At 58.7% G+C, this 14,576-nt stretch carries 12 protein-coding genes and 1 other RNA gene; 12 read left to right on the top strand and 1 reads right to left on the bottom strand.

The annotated features are described in order from the left end of the window. Positions 1 to 246: 246 nt before the first annotated feature. The 7 genes from zipA to ACA043_RS09655 all read left to right on the top strand — a co-directional run bounded on the left by zipA (position 247) and on the right by ACA043_RS09655 (position 7,845). Positions 247 to 1,110: a cell division protein ZipA gene (zipA, locus tag ACA043_RS09625; RefSeq protein ID WP_489878665.1), complete on the top strand. Its 864-nt coding sequence runs from the start codon at positions 247 to 249 to the stop codon at positions 1,108 to 1,110. Between the two features lie 87 nt (positions 1,111 to 1,197). Beyond that, positions 1,198 to 3,555, top strand: coding sequence for an NAD-dependent DNA ligase LigA (gene ligA / locus ACA043_RS09630; RefSeq protein WP_489878666.1), 2,358 nt, complete (start codon positions 1,198 to 1,200; stop codon positions 3,553 to 3,555). Positions 3,556 to 3,816: 261 nt separating this feature from the next. After that, the gene (locus ACA043_RS09635) at positions 3,817 to 4,980 is read left to right on the top strand and encodes a zinc-binding metallopeptidase family protein (protein ID WP_497659055.1); all 1,164 of its coding nucleotides are present in this window, start codon (positions 3,817 to 3,819) and stop codon (positions 4,978 to 4,980) included. A 146-nt stretch (positions 4,981 to 5,126) separates the two neighbouring features. Next, positions 5,127 to 5,223, top strand: an RNA gene (gene ffs, locus ACA043_RS09640) — signal recognition particle sRNA small type. Positions 5,224 to 5,661: 438 nt separating this feature from the next. Further along, positions 5,662 to 6,804 carry a polymorphic toxin type 44 domain-containing protein gene (locus ACA043_RS09645; protein WP_497659056.1) on the top strand — a complete coding sequence of 381 codons (1,143 nt, stop codon included), beginning with the start codon at positions 5,662 to 5,664 and terminating at the stop codon, positions 6,802 to 6,804. A gap of 16 nt (positions 6,805 to 6,820) precedes the next feature. Then, positions 6,821 to 7,204, top strand: a complete 384-nt coding sequence (locus ACA043_RS09650; RefSeq protein WP_497659057.1) for a hypothetical protein — start codon at positions 6,821 to 6,823, stop codon at positions 7,202 to 7,204. Between the two features lie 152 nt (positions 7,205 to 7,356). Next, positions 7,357 to 7,845 (top strand): OB-fold protein, encoded by a 489-nt coding sequence (locus ACA043_RS09655; protein WP_497659058.1) that lies wholly within the window; start codon positions 7,357 to 7,359, stop codon positions 7,843 to 7,845. 58 nt (positions 7,846 to 7,903) lie between these two features. Here the strand turns inward: ACA043_RS09655 and ACA043_RS09660 are convergent, their stop codons facing one another. Then, the gene (locus ACA043_RS09660) at positions 7,904 to 8,653 is read right to left on the bottom strand and encodes a substrate-binding periplasmic protein (RefSeq protein ID WP_497659059.1); all 750 of its coding nucleotides are present in this window, start codon (positions 8,651 to 8,653) and stop codon (positions 7,904 to 7,906) included. Positions 8,654 to 8,798: 145 nt separating this feature from the next. On the opposite strand from ACA043_RS09660, the gene dnaX reads away from it, so the two are divergent. The 5 genes from dnaX (at position 8,799) to ACA043_RS09685 (ending at position 14,502) form a co-directional block, all read left to right on the top strand. Further along, a complete protein-coding gene (dnaX, locus tag ACA043_RS09665) occupies positions 8,799 to 10,880 on the top strand; it encodes a DNA polymerase III subunit gamma/tau (protein WP_497659060.1) in 2,082 nt (693 codons plus the stop codon). 67 nt (positions 10,881 to 10,947) lie between these two features. Further along, positions 10,948 to 11,286, top strand: a complete 339-nt coding sequence (locus tag ACA043_RS09670; RefSeq protein WP_042558527.1) for a YbaB/EbfC family nucleoid-associated protein — start codon at positions 10,948 to 10,950, stop codon at positions 11,284 to 11,286. A gap of 170 nt (positions 11,287 to 11,456) precedes the next feature. Continuing rightward, positions 11,457 to 12,491, top strand: a complete 1,035-nt coding sequence (gene curA / locus ACA043_RS09675) for an NADPH-dependent curcumin/dihydrocurcumin reductase (protein WP_497659061.1) — start codon at positions 11,457 to 11,459, stop codon at positions 12,489 to 12,491. A 66-nt stretch (positions 12,492 to 12,557) separates the two neighbouring features. Beyond that, positions 12,558 to 13,160 (top strand): recombination mediator RecR, encoded by a 603-nt coding sequence (recR, locus tag ACA043_RS09680; RefSeq protein WP_187681064.1) that lies wholly within the window; start codon positions 12,558 to 12,560, stop codon positions 13,158 to 13,160. 193 nt (positions 13,161 to 13,353) lie between these two features. Beyond that, the gene (locus ACA043_RS09685; RefSeq protein WP_497659062.1) at positions 13,354 to 14,502 is read left to right on the top strand and encodes an acyl-CoA dehydrogenase family protein; all 1,149 of its coding nucleotides are present in this window, start codon (positions 13,354 to 13,356) and stop codon (positions 14,500 to 14,502) included. The last annotated feature ends 74 nt before the right edge of the window (positions 14,503 to 14,576 follow it).

The raw sequence follows: 14,576 nt of genomic DNA on the forward strand, positions 1-14,576 counted from the left end.
CGGAAAGGTATTAGGGGTTTGTAGGACTTTTTTACTGGCTTCGACTTGCTGGCCAATCGACATATTCGCGCAAGCCAATGAGACAGACGGTGTAAAGTTGTCTTTGGTCGTGCTAGTTTAATGTCAATTTTTCGTATACGTGGGCAAAACGCCTGTCAGAACATAGAGTTGGCGCCACGTTTTAAAGCGGTTTGCACAGTGTAAACCCCTTATTTTTCAGCATTTTTTATAGAGGCACGGGATTACATGGAAATCGGTCTGCGCGAGTGGCTGATCGTCATCGGCATCATTGTGATTGCCGGTATTCTTTTCGATGGCTGGCGCCGTATGCGCGGCGGCAAGGGAAAACTGAAGTTCCGTCTTGACCGAAGTCTGTCCAACCTGCCGGACGAGGACACCAGCGCTGAGCTGTTGGGCCCGGCCCGCGTCCTGGACACACATAAAGAGCCACAACTGGACGAACACGATCTGCCGTCGGTGAGCATGCCGGCCCGTGAAGCACGCGAGCCTCGCGAATCCGGCTCCAAGCGTGGCAAGCGCGGCAGCAACGGTCCGGCCCAGGGTGACTTGAATCTGGATCTTGATCTGGACGGTGGCCCGAACTTCAGCAGCCGTGACGATGACTTCGTCGAAGACAGCAAGCCTTCGCCTGCCGTGGTCGACAAGGATCAGCCACAAGCTGAAGAAGTCTTGGTGATCAGCGTGATCTGCCGCGACGCCGCTGGCTTCAAAGGCCCGGCGCTGTTGCAGAACATTCTGGAAAGCGGTCTGCGTTTCGGCGAAATGGACATTTTCCACCGCCACGAAAGCATGGCTGGCAACGGTGAAGTGCTGTTCTCCATGGCCAATGCGGTCAAGCCGGGCATCTTTGATCTGGATGACATCGACCATTTCAGCACCCCGGCGGTGAGCTTCTTCCTCGGCCTGCCAGGCCCGCGTCATCCGAAGCAGGCCTTCGACGTGATGGTGGCCGCGGCCCGTAAGCTGTCTCAGGAATTGAACGGCGAACTGAAAGATGACCAGCGCAGCGTCCTGACCGCGCAGACCATCGAGCACTACCGTCAGCGCATCGTCGAATTCGAACGCCGCGCCCTGACCCAGAAGCGTTGATTGAAAAGATTGCCTCGCTATAAACAGGCAATCGGCAAAATAGATTGAGCAGCCTCGGCTGCTCTTTTGCTTTATGAGAGAACACCCATGACCGCCGCCAAAAACCGCATTCTAGAGCTGCGCGCTGAGCTGGATCAGCACAACTACCGTTACCACGTTCTCGATGAGCCGAGCATTCCGGATGCCGAGTACGACCGGTTGTTCCACGAGCTCAAGGCGCTGGAAGCGGCCAACCCGGAACTGATCACCAGCGACTCGCCGACTCAGCGTGTCGGCAGCGTGGCGCTGACCGCCTTCACCCAGGTGCGTCACGAAGTGCCGATGCTCAGCCTCGGCAACGCCTTCGAAGAAACCGACATGCGCGAGTTCGATCGCCGCGTGACCGAAGGTCTGGATCTGCCGGCCGGCGATCTGTTCGGTGGCGGCGCGGCGGTGGAATACAGCTGTGAGCCGAAGCTTGATGGCCTGGCGGTCAGCCTGCTGTATCAGGACGGTGTGCTGGTGCGTGGCGCTACCCGCGGCGATGGCACCACGGGTGAAGACATCAGCGTCAACGTGCGCACCGTGCGTAACATTCCGCTGAAGCTGCACGGTGAAGGCTGGCCGGCGACGCTGGAAGTGCGTGGCGAAGTGTTCATGTCCAAGGCCGGTTTCGAGCGTTTGAACGCGTCGCAACTGGAAGTCGGCGGCAAGACCTTCGCCAACCCGCGTAATGCGGCGGCGGGCAGTCTGCGTCAGCTGGATTCGAAGATTACGGCCAACCGTCCGCTGGAATTCTGCTGCTACGGCATCGGTCAGGTCTCTCACGATATTTCCGACACCCACATCGGCAACCTCAAGCAGTTGCAGAAGTGGGGCATGCCGATCAGTCACGAACTGAAACTGGCCAAAGGCATTGGCGAATGCCTGGATTACTACCGCGACATCGGCGAACGTCGCAACTCGCTGGCCTACGAAATCGACGGTGTGGTGTTCAAGGTCAACAGCATTGCCGATCAGCGTGAGCTGGGCTTCCGCGCCCGCGAGCCGCGCTGGGCCATCGCGCATAAATTCCCGGCCATGGAAGAGCTCACCGAGCTGCTCGATGTGGAGTTCCAGGTCGGCCGCACTGGCGCTGTCACCCCGGTGGCGCGTCTGAAACCGGTCAAGGTGGCTGGCGTCACCGTGGCCAACGCCACGCTGCACAACATGGACGAAGTCGCACGGCTGGGCTTGATGATCGGCGACACCGTGATCATCCGCCGCGCTGGTGATGTGATCCCGCAAGTGGTGCAAGTGGTCACTGAACGGCGTCCTGAAGATGCACGCCCGGTAGCGATCCCTGAGAATTGCCCGGTGTGCGGCTCGCACGTCGAGCGCACGCAATTGATCAAGCGCAGCAAGGGCAAGGAAACGGTCAGCGAAGGTGCGGTGTATCGCTGCGTCGGTCGTCTGGCCTGCGGCGCGCAGTTGAAGCAGGCGATCATCCACTTCGTGTCGCGCCGTGCGATGGACATCGAAGGCCTCGGCGACAAGAGCGTCGAGCAACTGGTCGACGAAGGTCTGGTCAGTTCGCCGGCCGATCTGTACGCGCTGAAGTTCGACGACATCGTCGATCTGGAAGGCTTTGCCGAAGTCTCCAGCAACAAACTGCTGGCAGCCATTGCCGACAGCAAGAAGCCGGGCCTGGCACGTTTCATCTATGCCCTCGGTATTCCTGATGTCGGCGAAGAAACAGCCAAGGTGCTGGCGCGCTCATTGGGTTCGCTGGAGCGTGTGCAGCAAGCTCTGCCGCAAGTGCTGACCTACCTGCCGGATGTTGGCCTGGAAGTGGCGCACGAGATTCACAGCTTCTTTGAAGATGCGCATAACCAGCAGGTGATCAGCGAATTGCTCGGTCATGGTTTGCAGATTCAGGATCAGGGTGAGTTAGGCGCCGAATTCGCTGCCAGCACCACGCTGGGTGGCTTCCTCGACAAGCTGCACATTCCATCGGTCGGCCCCGGTGGCGCACAGAAACTGGCGGACAAGTTTGGCTCGCTGGAAGCGGTGATGAACGCCGACTGGCTCGACATGCGTCAGGCGTTGCCGGAGAAACAGGCGAATTCGGTGCGTGAATTCTTTGCGCTGCCGGAGCATCGTCAGCTTGCCGAGGGCGCCGAGAAACAACTGCGTGATTTCGGCATGCACTGGCAGAGCGAGAAAAAAGTTGTCGAAGGTTTGCCGCTGTCCGGCGAGACCTGGGTGCTGACCGGCAAGGTCGAGCTAATGAGCCGTGACGTCGCCAAGGAGCACCTGGAAAGCCTCGGTGCCAAGGTGGCGGGTTCGGTGTCGGCCAAGACTCATTGCGTGGTCGCCGGTCCGGGCGCCGGGTCGAAGTTGACCAAGGCCAACGAGCTGGGTGTGAAAGTGATGGATGAAGAAGCCTTTATCGCCTTCCTCAAAACCCACGGCATCTCCGTCTGAGTCATTGGGTAAACCCAAAACTTGTGGTGAGGGGATTTATCCCCGACCGGCTGCGCAGCAGTCGTAAATCTGAGCACACGGTTTGTCTGATTCGACCGAATTGTAAGGTTTTGGGGCTGCTTCGCAACCCGTCGGGGCGGTGCGACGTTTCGCTAAATCCCCTCGCCACAATGGTGTTGTCACCCTGGAGCGCCGTTATGAGTGGGAACGATCTCTAGGCGAGAATGATCTAGTCTTGGCAAGCCCCAGGGAGAGATCGCCATGTACCGCTTTTTCGAGCAGCTCAGTTCTCGCATCGTCGCGCCGTTCATGGGCGAATCTTCACGCAACAGCAAAGTCTGGCCGTGCCGCTGCGGCCAGTCGCTGTTTTTTCGCAACAGCCAGTGTCTGGCCTGCAGCGCATTGCTGGGCTACCAACCCGAACAAAGTCGCCTGACCTCGTTGCAACCCGGCCCGCAGGACGGCACCTGGACGCTCGACGCCGACCCCGACGCCGGGCTGTTCCGCCGCTGCGCCAACCTCGACACACCTGCCGCCTGCAACTGGCTGCTGCCGTTCAACGGCCATGACAGCCTGTGCATCGCCTGTAGCCTCAATCGCACCATCCCCGACCTGTCCGATCCGGACAACCCTGAACGCTGGCGCAAGGTCGAGATCGCCAAACGTCGTCTGGTCGCGCAACTGATCACCCTCGGCTTGCAGGTCATCCCGAAAACCGTGGATGAAGAAACCGGACTGGCCTTCGACTTCATCGGCGTCGACCTCGAAGGCAAAGCGCCGATGACCGGCCACGCCAACGGCCTGATCACCCTCGATATCAAAGAAGCCGACGATGCCCATCGCGAGCAGGTGAGGGCGCAGATGCACGAGCCGTATCGCACGCTGCTCGGGCATTTTCGTCATGAGGTCGGGCACTATTACTGGGATCGGCTGATTGCCAACGGCCCGTGGCTCGGATCATTCCGCAACCTGTTCGGCGATGAACGCGCCAGTTATGCCGAGTCGCTGGATCGTCACTATCAGCAGGGCGCGCCGCTGGACTGGCCACAGCAGTACGTCAGCGCTTACGCGACCATGCACCCATGGGAAGACTGGGCGGAAACCTGGGCGCATTACCTGCACATGATGGACGCGGTGGACACCGCCCTGGGCTTTGGCATGAGCGCGCGGGAGATGGACTTCGACTACCAGCCGTTCCCGCCCAGTACGCTCTACGATCCGGAGCATCCCGGTGGCGAAGCCTTCCTGTCGTTCGTCAACGCGTGGATCGAACTGGCCGGGATGCTCAACGAACTGTCACGCAGCATGGGCCAGCCGGATTTCTATCCGTTCGTGCTGCCGGCAGCGGCGATTGCCAAGCTGCATTTCATTCACCTGGTGATCCAGCGCGCGGGCGGCAAGGCGGATGAGGTTCTGACCCTGTAGGAACTGTCGCAGGCTGCGATCTTTTAACGTCAACGCATGTCCTTGAAGCCATTCATATTTTTTATCTACAACCAACGGTTGTAACTTCACCTCAGATAGGTACAATGGCGCGGCTCGCCGACAGGTGAGCGTCGTTATGGTGACCCCATCGGTCCCCCCGCAACGATTACCCGTGAACCTGGTCAGAGCCGGAAGGCAGCAGCCACAGCGGGAACATTGTGTGCCGGGGTGTGGCTGGTGGGGGCACCACCTTAACGAACATCAAACGCTTCAATCAGAACTGCATGGGTTTCGCCCACTGCGGTTTTTTTGTGTCTGCGATTTAAAGAATCAGCACAAATACCCTTGTTGAAAATTGATCCTGTGGGAGTCGGTTCATCTTTGGTAAATATCGCGATGCTTTAGCGGTGTATAGCAATCAGGGGGAGGCGTATGACATATCAATATGTAACCTGCTTGCCAACTTATCTGCAAGGCATTGCTCGGCCTACTGGGCATTCCGTTCAATACAGTCAAAGGTAGGGCTGGCAGCAACTTACATCTCGCCCTCAGAAAATTCGTGAATCAATTTCAGAATTTTCCTAAAGACTGCCCCTCTACCCGTACGGTAGTCTCGCGGCCCTGCAAATAACGCTGTCGCCTCCAATGACGGAGGTTTTATGTTCGATACAAGGACGACGAATGATTTCCTCTGCTCGATTGGGTGACAAGCATGTCTGCCCATTACCGGGACACGGTACAACCCCAATCGCATCTGCGTCTGCTGATACAAATATCAATTTCATGGGATCCGCTCGTGTGGGCGATGCCTGTGGATGCGGCGCTGTCATCATCACGGGATTTCCCTCGATTTTGGTAAATGGCCGCCCCATGGCACATTTAGGAAGCCCTACAAGTCACGGTGGAACGATCATCACCGGATCGTGTGATGTCGGTGGTGGTTTTGTCATGGGGGGAGCTGGAGGGGCAACCATCATCAACTTCATGGCGCTTGGAGCGATTCGCCCCAACGGGACGGTTGACGAAGAGAAGATGGCCACGCTTCTCGCTGATCCGCAACTGAAAGAAAAGGCTGTTGCCGCCAACGCGCTCGTAGATCCTGGCACTCCGAAGCCAGAACAGAATGTGGATAAAGTACAACCTGCCGCGTGCAACCATCCTGACCAAATGGAGCCTCTGGCTGACTACATTGCAGGTGAGATGAATCGAAATATCCTGAGCCCGGAAGTCTCATCGATGCAAAAACTCTACAACTATGATCCTGCTTCGCCAGACAGGAAGCCTTCGTCGCTAAAAGGCGTGGGTCCGCCAGCTGCCCGGCTCCTTGGTAATTACATGGACATAGCCGCCGCTTGGACAATCTGGGCAAGTAAAGTAGGTCCGAGAATGGACTGGGATCATAAGCCGAAGCTTCGCAAACTTTTTGTTGGCGTTTACCACAAGCAGGGGGCCTACGATTACTTCTACGATATCTGGTCGAATATCCATTACGGGTATGTCGGAGTCATAGCCGGCATGTCCGAAAGCGAGCTATTGGACGGAGCTGGCGTTGCGCAGCTTTTGTCCGACGCAGCCACCAAAGCTGGCGAGTTGAGCAAGCCTGAAGCGCAGAGAGTACATCCCGGCCCACACACTACGGCAAGCCCATGGTATGCGCCGCGATCATGGGATGACGTTGCCGATAGGGTATCGATTCAAATCGGGATTAAGCTCGCCGAACAGTATCCCGCAGGCGGAGTGACCGCGAAGATGATCATGGATGAAGTTGTTGCAGTATCACCAGAGAGCTGGGGAGATGGAATCCGTGCCCACAACTGTCAGTAAGCGTCGGACATGGTTCATGCGGGTGCTGTGGATACCTGCGGTGTATTTGGTGATCGCTCACTGGGACATCGCTTTGCCGACAGTGAATGTTCACTACTCTAAAGCAGGGCAAGATGAATTCCGGTACATCTGGAACGTGCAAGATCGTATTTACAAAGGCGGCATGCGTCCCGGTGGTGGGGCAATGGACAATGGTTTCCTCTTTCCAGACGACGAATTCTTCATGGAGTTTTCGTGGTGGAGTCAAAAGGGAGGACGTAATCATTGCATCAGCATCACACCCAGATGGCCTAATACAGACATCTATCTTGACGCAGACGGCAACATTGATGCGCGGAAAGAGAGTGGTACTGACGTAGATCGGCTGAAGAAGTGCCAGTGGGATATGGCCAAGCCCTAACCTGTCTCAGTACTCCTGACATAAATGATGGCAACTGGCCTTGCATCGCCCGTACCTATTCTAGAGAATCGCTTCGCTTGAAATCGTCAGGCAGCATCGGCGAGCTTGTGTAGTGCGGTAACGGAAAACTCGACTATCAGAGGAAGAAAGGCGTGAAAAAACTGTTCAAATGGCTCGGCATTATCATAGTTGTCCTCTTTGTTATTGGATTCATCAGCAATGCGATGAAGTCTCCGGAGCAGAAGCAAGCGGAAGCAGTGGCGCTCGCCGACGCGAAAAAAGCACGTGCAGAAGCAGAGCTTGAGAAGGCAAAGCAGGAATTGGCTTCCACACCGACTGTGACTGCAAGTGATATTGCTGTTGCTTACAACGAGAACACGGTCGCTGCCGATCAGAAGTTTAAAGGAAAAAAATTCAAGGTGTCGGGCACTGTCACAGACATCAACACTGACTTCATGGGTAATCCATACCTCACATTGCGTGGTGGTGTGAATCAGTTCATGGAGCCGCAGTTTGCTTTCGAAAAGAGTGATGCCGATTCACTGGCTTCGCTGAAGAAGGGAGCGAAAGTCACACTATTGTGCGTAGGCAAGGGTGATGTAGCGAAGATCCCGATGTCTGGTTCTTGCGCTCTGCTTTAATTGCCTATTGATATGAAAAAGGGACTCATGCATGAGTCCCTTTTTTCATTTAGTTGGGTTAAGGGCTGGCTTCGGAGTTGCCGGTATACAACCGAATAATCTCATCAATCTCCCCCGACATTTTCATCCGCAGCAACGTGCGCAAAATCCGCTGCACCGGCACCTTCGGATCATTCCTCACATAGCAACCGACTTTCTGCTCCTGTAGCACCGCGACGCCTTGCAGTTGCTGTTCGGGTGCCAGGCGCTGGTTGAACCAGTCCAGCGTCCACTGATTGCTCACGGCATAGCGATAACGCCCGGCCCGCAGTTTGTTCAGCACTTGTTCCTGATTGCGCGCATCTTCGCGTTGCAGGCGATTGGCGTCGAACAGGGGTTGCAGGGTGGGATAGCTGTAGCCGAGCACTGTGCCGATCGACTGGAGGGGCAGGGTGGCAGGATCGGCGCTGGCGGGTTGATCCTGGCGAGTGATCAGCAAGTCGCGCTGAAAAAACAACGGAATGCTCCAGATGTAATCCCCGGACTGATTCGGCAGCCACGACTGTGCGGCGTAGCAGCGCACATCGATCTCGCCGTGTTCCATGGCACTCTGTATGCGCGTGCGGGGCAGGACGTTGAATTGTGCCGGCACGCCGACCTGGGTCGCGAGGCTGAGCATGATGTCATAGAGAATGCCCTGGGTCGGGCGGCCGCGTTCCAGTTGCACCACCGGCATCGCCCAACTGTCGGCCACGGCGAAGCGCAACGGGGGTTCCGCTGCCGTCACGCTCAGGCTGATCCCCAGCAAAGCCCCCACGGCCCAACGCATAAACGCTCCGGTAATTCACGATCCCGAGCCGATAAAAGCCTCTGCTGATGCAGCTTAGCCAGATTAGCGAAGGACACCGGATGCAATTTTGCCCTTGCTCCGCTAGCATTAGCCGCTTCAGCTTCCTTCGTTGCGACGGTTTTCGATGAGTTATCAGGTTCTTGCACGTAAATGGCGTCCGCGCTCGTTCCGCGAAATGGTCGGCCAGACCCATGTGCTCAAGGCTCTGATCAATGCCTTGGACAGCCAGCGGCTGCACCACGCGTACCTGTTCACCGGTACGCGCGGGGTGGGTAAGACCACGATTGCGCGGATCATTGCCAAATGCCTGAACTGTGAGACAGGTATCACTTCCAGCCCATGCGGCGAATGTTCGGTGTGCCGCGAGATCGATGAAGGCCGTTTTGTCGACCTGATCGAGATCGACGCCGCGAGCCGCACCAAGGTCGAAGACACTCGCGAGCTGCTCGACAACGTGCAGTACGCGCCGAGTCGTGGGCGCTTCAAGGTCTACCTGATCGACGAAGTGCACATGCTCTCCAGCCATTCCTTCAATGCGCTGTTGAAAACCCTCGAAGAGCCGCCGCCCTACGTCAAATTTATTCTGGCGACCACTGACCCGCAGAAACTTCCGGCAACGATTTTGTCGCGCTGCCTGCAGTTCTCACTGAAGAACATGACGCCTGAGCGTGTGGTCGAGCATTTGACCCACGTCCTCAGCGCCGAAAACGTGCCGTTCGAAGACGATGCGCTGTGGTTGCTGGGTCGCGCCGCTGACGGCTCGATGCGTGACGCCATGAGCCTGACCGATCAGGCGATTGCCTTCGGTGAAGGCAAGGTTCTGGCCACCGACGTGCGGGCGATGCTCGGCACGCTGGATCACGGCCAGGTCTATGACGTGCTGCATTCGTTGATTGAAGGCGACGCCAAGGCTTTGCTCGAAGCCGTGCGTCATCTGGCCGAGCAAGGCCCGGACTGGAATGGCGTACTCTCGGAAATTCTCAACGTGCTGCACCGCGTGGCCATCGCTCAGGCACTGCCGGAAGGTGTCGACAACGGCCATGGCGATCGTGACCGCGTCCTGGCCCTGGCTCAGGCCTTGCCGGCCGAAGACGTGCAGTTCTATTACCAGATGGGCTTGATCGGTCGTCGTGACTTGCCGCTGGCGCCGGACCCGCGTGGCGGTTTCGAAATGGTGCTGTTGCGGATGCTGGCCTTCAGGCCTGCCGACACCGCGGACGCCCCGAGGCAACCGCTAAAGCCAGTGGGGATCAGCCAGGCCACAGTTGATTCCGCAAACTCCGTGGCTGCCGCGCCTAAAGCTGCGCCGGTGGTCGCTGCGGCTGTTGCGCCAGCGCCGACGCCTGCGCCAGTGGTCGAGCCTGCACCGGCTCCCGAGCCAGTGGTTGCCGCTGAACCGGAACCCGAGCCAGAGCCAGAGCCAGTCGCCGTCGAAGCCGTTGTCGACTTGCCATGGAACGATCCGGTAGAACCAGAGCCCGAGCCTGCGCAGCAACCCGCTGTCGAGCCGGTGCTGGAAACCGCCGCCGAGCAGCCCGAGCTGCCGCCGATGCCGCTGCCGACCCCGGACAGCGTCGTGCCGGACGCACCCGAGTGGGCCGCTGCGCCGATCCCCGAGCCGTCGGTCGCTGACGTCGACGCCGCCACCCCGGGCATGGAGATGGACGACGAGCCGCCGCTGGACGAGGACTACATCGAGCCGGACATGGATTCGGCCTACAGCTACCTCGACGAACTGGCCAGTGAACACGCCGCTGAACCGGCGCCGGAACCCGAGCCGGAACCTGCCGCGGCACCCGCCACCGGTCTGGCGTTGCAATGGCTGGAGCTGTTCCCGAAACTGCCGATCTCCGGCATGACCGGCAGCATCGCCGCCAACTGCACGCTGATCGCGGTCGATGGCGACCATTGGTTGATGAACCTGGACCCGGCCCACAGCGCACTGTTCAACGCCACGCAACAGCGACGTCTCAACGATGCGTTGAACCAGTTCCACGGCCGCACACTGAGCCTGACCATCGAACTGATCAAGCCCGAGCAGGAAACCCCGGCCCAGGCCGCGTCCCGTCGCCGAGCCAACCGTCAGCGCGAAGCGGAGGAGTCGATCCACGGCGATCCGTTCATCCAGCAGATGGTCCAGCAGTTCGGCGCGGTCGTGCGACACGATACTATTGAACCTGTCGACGCCTTGGTCGCCCAAGGCTAATAACTGAAGGCGCTCGGTCTTAACCACCGGGCGCTGTTTTGATCCAAGTACTTTTGAGGTGATTACCATGATGAAAGGTGGCATGGCCGGCCTGATGAAGCAGGCGCAGCAGATGCAGGAAAAAATGGCCAAGATGCAGGAAGAACTGGCCAACGCTGAAGTCACCGGTAAGGCCGGTGGCGATATGGTCACCGTGGTGATGACCGGTCGTCACGACGTGAAAAGCGTGAGCATCGACCCAAGCCTTGTCGAAGGCCTGAGTGAAGACGATAAAGAAATGCTGGAAGCCGTGGTTGCCGCCGCCGTCAACGACGCCGTGCGCAAGATCGAAGCCAACAGCCAGGAAAAAATGGGCGGCATGACCGCCGGCATGAACCTGCCAGCGGGTATGAAACTGCCATTCTGATTCGCCATCCGGCGGCAGATGAGCTACACAAAATGCCAGGCATTGCGCCTGGCATTTTTTTTGGCTGATCGCTCCCACGCGGAGCGTGGGAACGATCAAGTGGAACGCGCCACCGCCACAAAGGTCTGCTCCCTATACCCCTGAATTCATCATTCACAGGAGACGCTGACATGTCCGACCCTCTGACCCTAAACCAACGTATCGTTCTGGCATCCCGACCGGTCGGTGCGCCGACCCCGGAAAACTTCCGCCTCGAACGTGAAGCCCTGCCGGATCTCGAAGAAGGCCAGGTTCTGCTGAAAACCCTGTACCTGTCACTCGATCCCTACATGCGCGGACGCATGAGCGACGCACCGTCCTACGCCGCGCCGGTAGAAATCGGCGAGGTGATGACCGGTGGCGCTGTCAGCCGAATCGAGCGTTCGCGTCATCCAAAATTTCACGAAGGTGATCTGGTGGTCGGCGCGACCGGTTGGCAGAGCCACAGCATCAGCGACGGGCGCAATATCATTCCGATTCCGTCCGGGCTGCCGAGCCCGTCGATGGCGCTCGGCGTGCTGGGTATGCCGGGCATGACTGCGTACATGGGGCTGATGGACATCGGCCAACCGAAAGAGGGCGAGACCCTCGTGGTGGCGGCGGCGTCGGGCGCGGTCGGCTCGGTGGTCGGCCAGGTGGCGAAGATCAAAGGGCTGCGCACGGTTGGCGTGGCCGGCGGTGCCGAGAAGTGCAAATACGTGGTCGAGGAGCTGGGCTTTGACGCCTGCATCGATCATAAGTCTGCGGACTTTGCCGAGCAGTTGGCCAAGGCCTGCCCCGATGGCATCGACGTCTATTACGAGAACGTTGGTGGTCATGTGTTCGATGCGGTGGTGCCGTTGCTCAACCCCAAAGCGCGCATTCCGTTGTGCGGTCTGATCGCCGGTTACAACGCCACCGAAGCACCGAAAGGCCCGGATCGCTTGCCGATGCTGCAACGCACGCTGTTGACCAAGCGTGTGCGGATTCAGGGCTTCATCGTGTTTGATGACTACGGTGATCGTCAGCCGGAATTCATCAGCCACATGGTGCCGTGGGTGCGTGAGGGCAAGGTGAAGTTTCGCGAGGACGTGGTCGAGGGCCTGGAGCAGGCGCCTGACGCGTTTATTGGTCTGCTGGAAGGACGCAACTTCGGCAAACTGGTGGTGAAGGTCGCCCAGGACTGAGTATTTGACGCTGGCCAGAGGCGCGGGTATAAACCGCGTCTCGTTGTTTTGTCGGACTTTTTACCCATGAGCTTCAGCCCTTTGATTCGCCAACTGATCGACTCCCTGCGAATTCTGCCGGGTGTGGGTCAGAAAACTGCCCAGCGCATGGCGTTGCAGTTGCTCGAACGTGATCGCAGTGGCGGTCTGCGTCTGGCCCAGTCCTTGAGCCAGGCCATGGAAGGCGTCGGTCACTGCCGCCAGTGCCGTACGCTGACCGAAGACGATCTGTGCCCGCAATGCGCCGATACCCGTCGCGACGATACGTTGCTGTGCGTGGTGGAAGGGCCGATGGATGTTTATGCGGTCGAGCAGACCGGATTCCGTGGGCGATACTTTGTGCTCAAGGGGCACTTGTCGCCGCTCGACGGGCTCGGGCCTGAGGCTATCGGCATTCCGCAGTTGATTGCGCGGATTGAAGAAGCCGGCACGTTTACCGAAGTGATCCTCGCCACCAACCCGACCGTGGAAGGTGAGGCGACGGCGCATTACATCGCCCAACTCCTCAACAACAAAGGTTTGATCGCTTCGCGAATTGCTCACGGTGTGCCGTTGGGTGGTGAGCTGGAGCTGGTGGATGGCGGCACCTTGGCGCATTCGTTCGCCGGGCGTAAACCGATCGCCCTCTGATATTTATGGTGTCTGATTTGACGCCTTCGCGAGCAGGCTCGCTCCCACAATGAATTTGTGTCGTTTACAAATCCCCTGTGGGAGCGAGCCTGCTCGCGAATGGCATACCTCGGTTTGACTGATTCACACAATATTGTTGAAAACCAAGCAAGCGCTCGGTTAACGTCGGCGAACCCTTCCGTGGAGCTCGCCCATGCCTGCCTTTCAGGAATACTTCGACCCCAGCCACCAATTGGTCCGCGACAGCGTCAGACGTTTCGTCGAGCGTGAGATCCTGCCGGACATTGATCTGTGGGAAGAATCAGAAAGCTTCCCCCGTGAGCTGTACCTGAAGGCGGGTGCCGCAGGGATCCTCGGTATCGGCTACCCCGAAGCGCTGGGTGGCAGCCATGAAGGCGATGTGTTCGCCAAGGTGGCCGCCAGTGAAGAGTTGATGCGTTGCGGCTCGGGCGGCCTGGTGGCGGGGCTGGGGTCGCTGGATATCGGCCTGCCACCGATCGTCAAATGGGCGCGGCCCGAGGTGCGCGACCGCGTGGTCCCACAAGTGCTCAGTGGCGAGAAGATCAGTGCACTGGCCATCACCGAGCCCGGCGGCGGTTCCGACGTCGCCAACCTGCAAACCCGCGCCGTGCTTGACGGCGAGTTCTACCGGGTCAGCGGCAGCAAAACCTTTATCACCAGTGGCGTGCGCGCCGACTTTTATACCGTCGCGGTACGCACGGGGGCGCCCGGTTTCGGCGGCATCAGTCTGCTGCTGATCGAAAAGGGCACGCCGGGTTTCACCGTTGGCCGCCAACTGAAGAAAATGGGCTGGTGGGCGTCGGACACGGCTGAATTGTTCTTCGACGATTGCCGGGTGCCTGTGGGAAATTTGATCGGTGCCGAGAACATGGGCTTCGCCTGCATCATGGGCAACTTTCAGAGCGAGCGGCTGGCGTTGGCGCTGATGGCCAACATGACCTCGCAGCTTGCACTTGAGGAGAGCCTGAAGTGGGCACGCGAGCGTGAAGCGTTCGGCAAGCCGATCGGCAAGTTTCAGGTAATCAAGCATCGTCTCGCCGAAATGGCCACGGCGCTGGAAGTGTCGCGCGAGTTCACGTATCGGCAGGCAGCCAAAATGGCCGCGGGCAAAAGTGTGATCAAGGAAATTTCCATGGCGAAGAACTTTGCCACGGACACCTCCGACCGTATCACCACCGAGGCGGTGCAGATTCTGGGCGGGATGGGATATATGCGCGAGAGTCTGGTCGAGCGGCTGTATCGGGATAACCGCATTCTTTCGATTGGCGGCGGGACGCGGGAAGTGATGAACGAGATCATCAGCAAGCAGATGGGGCTTTGAATCGTTGGTGAGGCGACTGACGCCTTCGCGAGCAAGCTCGCTCCCACAGGGGATTTGTGAGCGGCACAGATCCA

The sequence above is a fragment of the Pseudomonas sp. LBUM1648 genome (assembly GCF_059716145.1).

What these genes read in the sequence shown, in the direction of transcription:
- ACA043_RS09685 (WP_497659062.1), top strand. Translation starts at nt 13,354, where the DNA reads ATGCCTGCCTTTCAGGAATACTTCGACCCCAGCCACCAATTGGTCCGC.
- zipA (WP_489878665.1), top strand. Translation starts at nt 247, where the DNA reads ATGGAAATCGGTCTGCGCGAGTGGCTGATCGTCATCGGCATCATTGTG.
- dnaX (WP_497659060.1), top strand. Translation starts at nt 8,799, where the DNA reads ATGAGTTATCAGGTTCTTGCACGTAAATGGCGTCCGCGCTCGTTCCGC.
- ACA043_RS09670 (WP_042558527.1), top strand. Translation starts at nt 10,948, where the DNA reads ATGATGAAAGGTGGCATGGCCGGCCTGATGAAGCAGGCGCAGCAGATG.
- curA (WP_497659061.1), top strand. Translation starts at nt 11,457, where the DNA reads ATGTCCGACCCTCTGACCCTAAACCAACGTATCGTTCTGGCATCCCGA.
- ACA043_RS09645 (WP_497659056.1), top strand. Translation starts at nt 5,662, where the DNA reads ATGATTTCCTCTGCTCGATTGGGTGACAAGCATGTCTGCCCATTACCG.
- ACA043_RS09650 (WP_497659057.1), top strand. Translation starts at nt 6,821, where the DNA reads ATGCGGGTGCTGTGGATACCTGCGGTGTATTTGGTGATCGCTCACTGG.
- ligA (WP_489878666.1), top strand. Translation starts at nt 1,198, where the DNA reads ATGACCGCCGCCAAAAACCGCATTCTAGAGCTGCGCGCTGAGCTGGAT.
- ACA043_RS09660 (WP_497659059.1), bottom strand. Translation starts at nt 8,653, where the DNA reads ATGCGTTGGGCCGTGGGGGCTTTGCTGGGGATCAGCCTGAGCGTGACG.
- ACA043_RS09635 (WP_497659055.1), top strand. Translation starts at nt 3,817, where the DNA reads ATGTACCGCTTTTTCGAGCAGCTCAGTTCTCGCATCGTCGCGCCGTTC.
- recR (WP_187681064.1), top strand. Translation starts at nt 12,558, where the DNA reads ATGAGCTTCAGCCCTTTGATTCGCCAACTGATCGACTCCCTGCGAATT.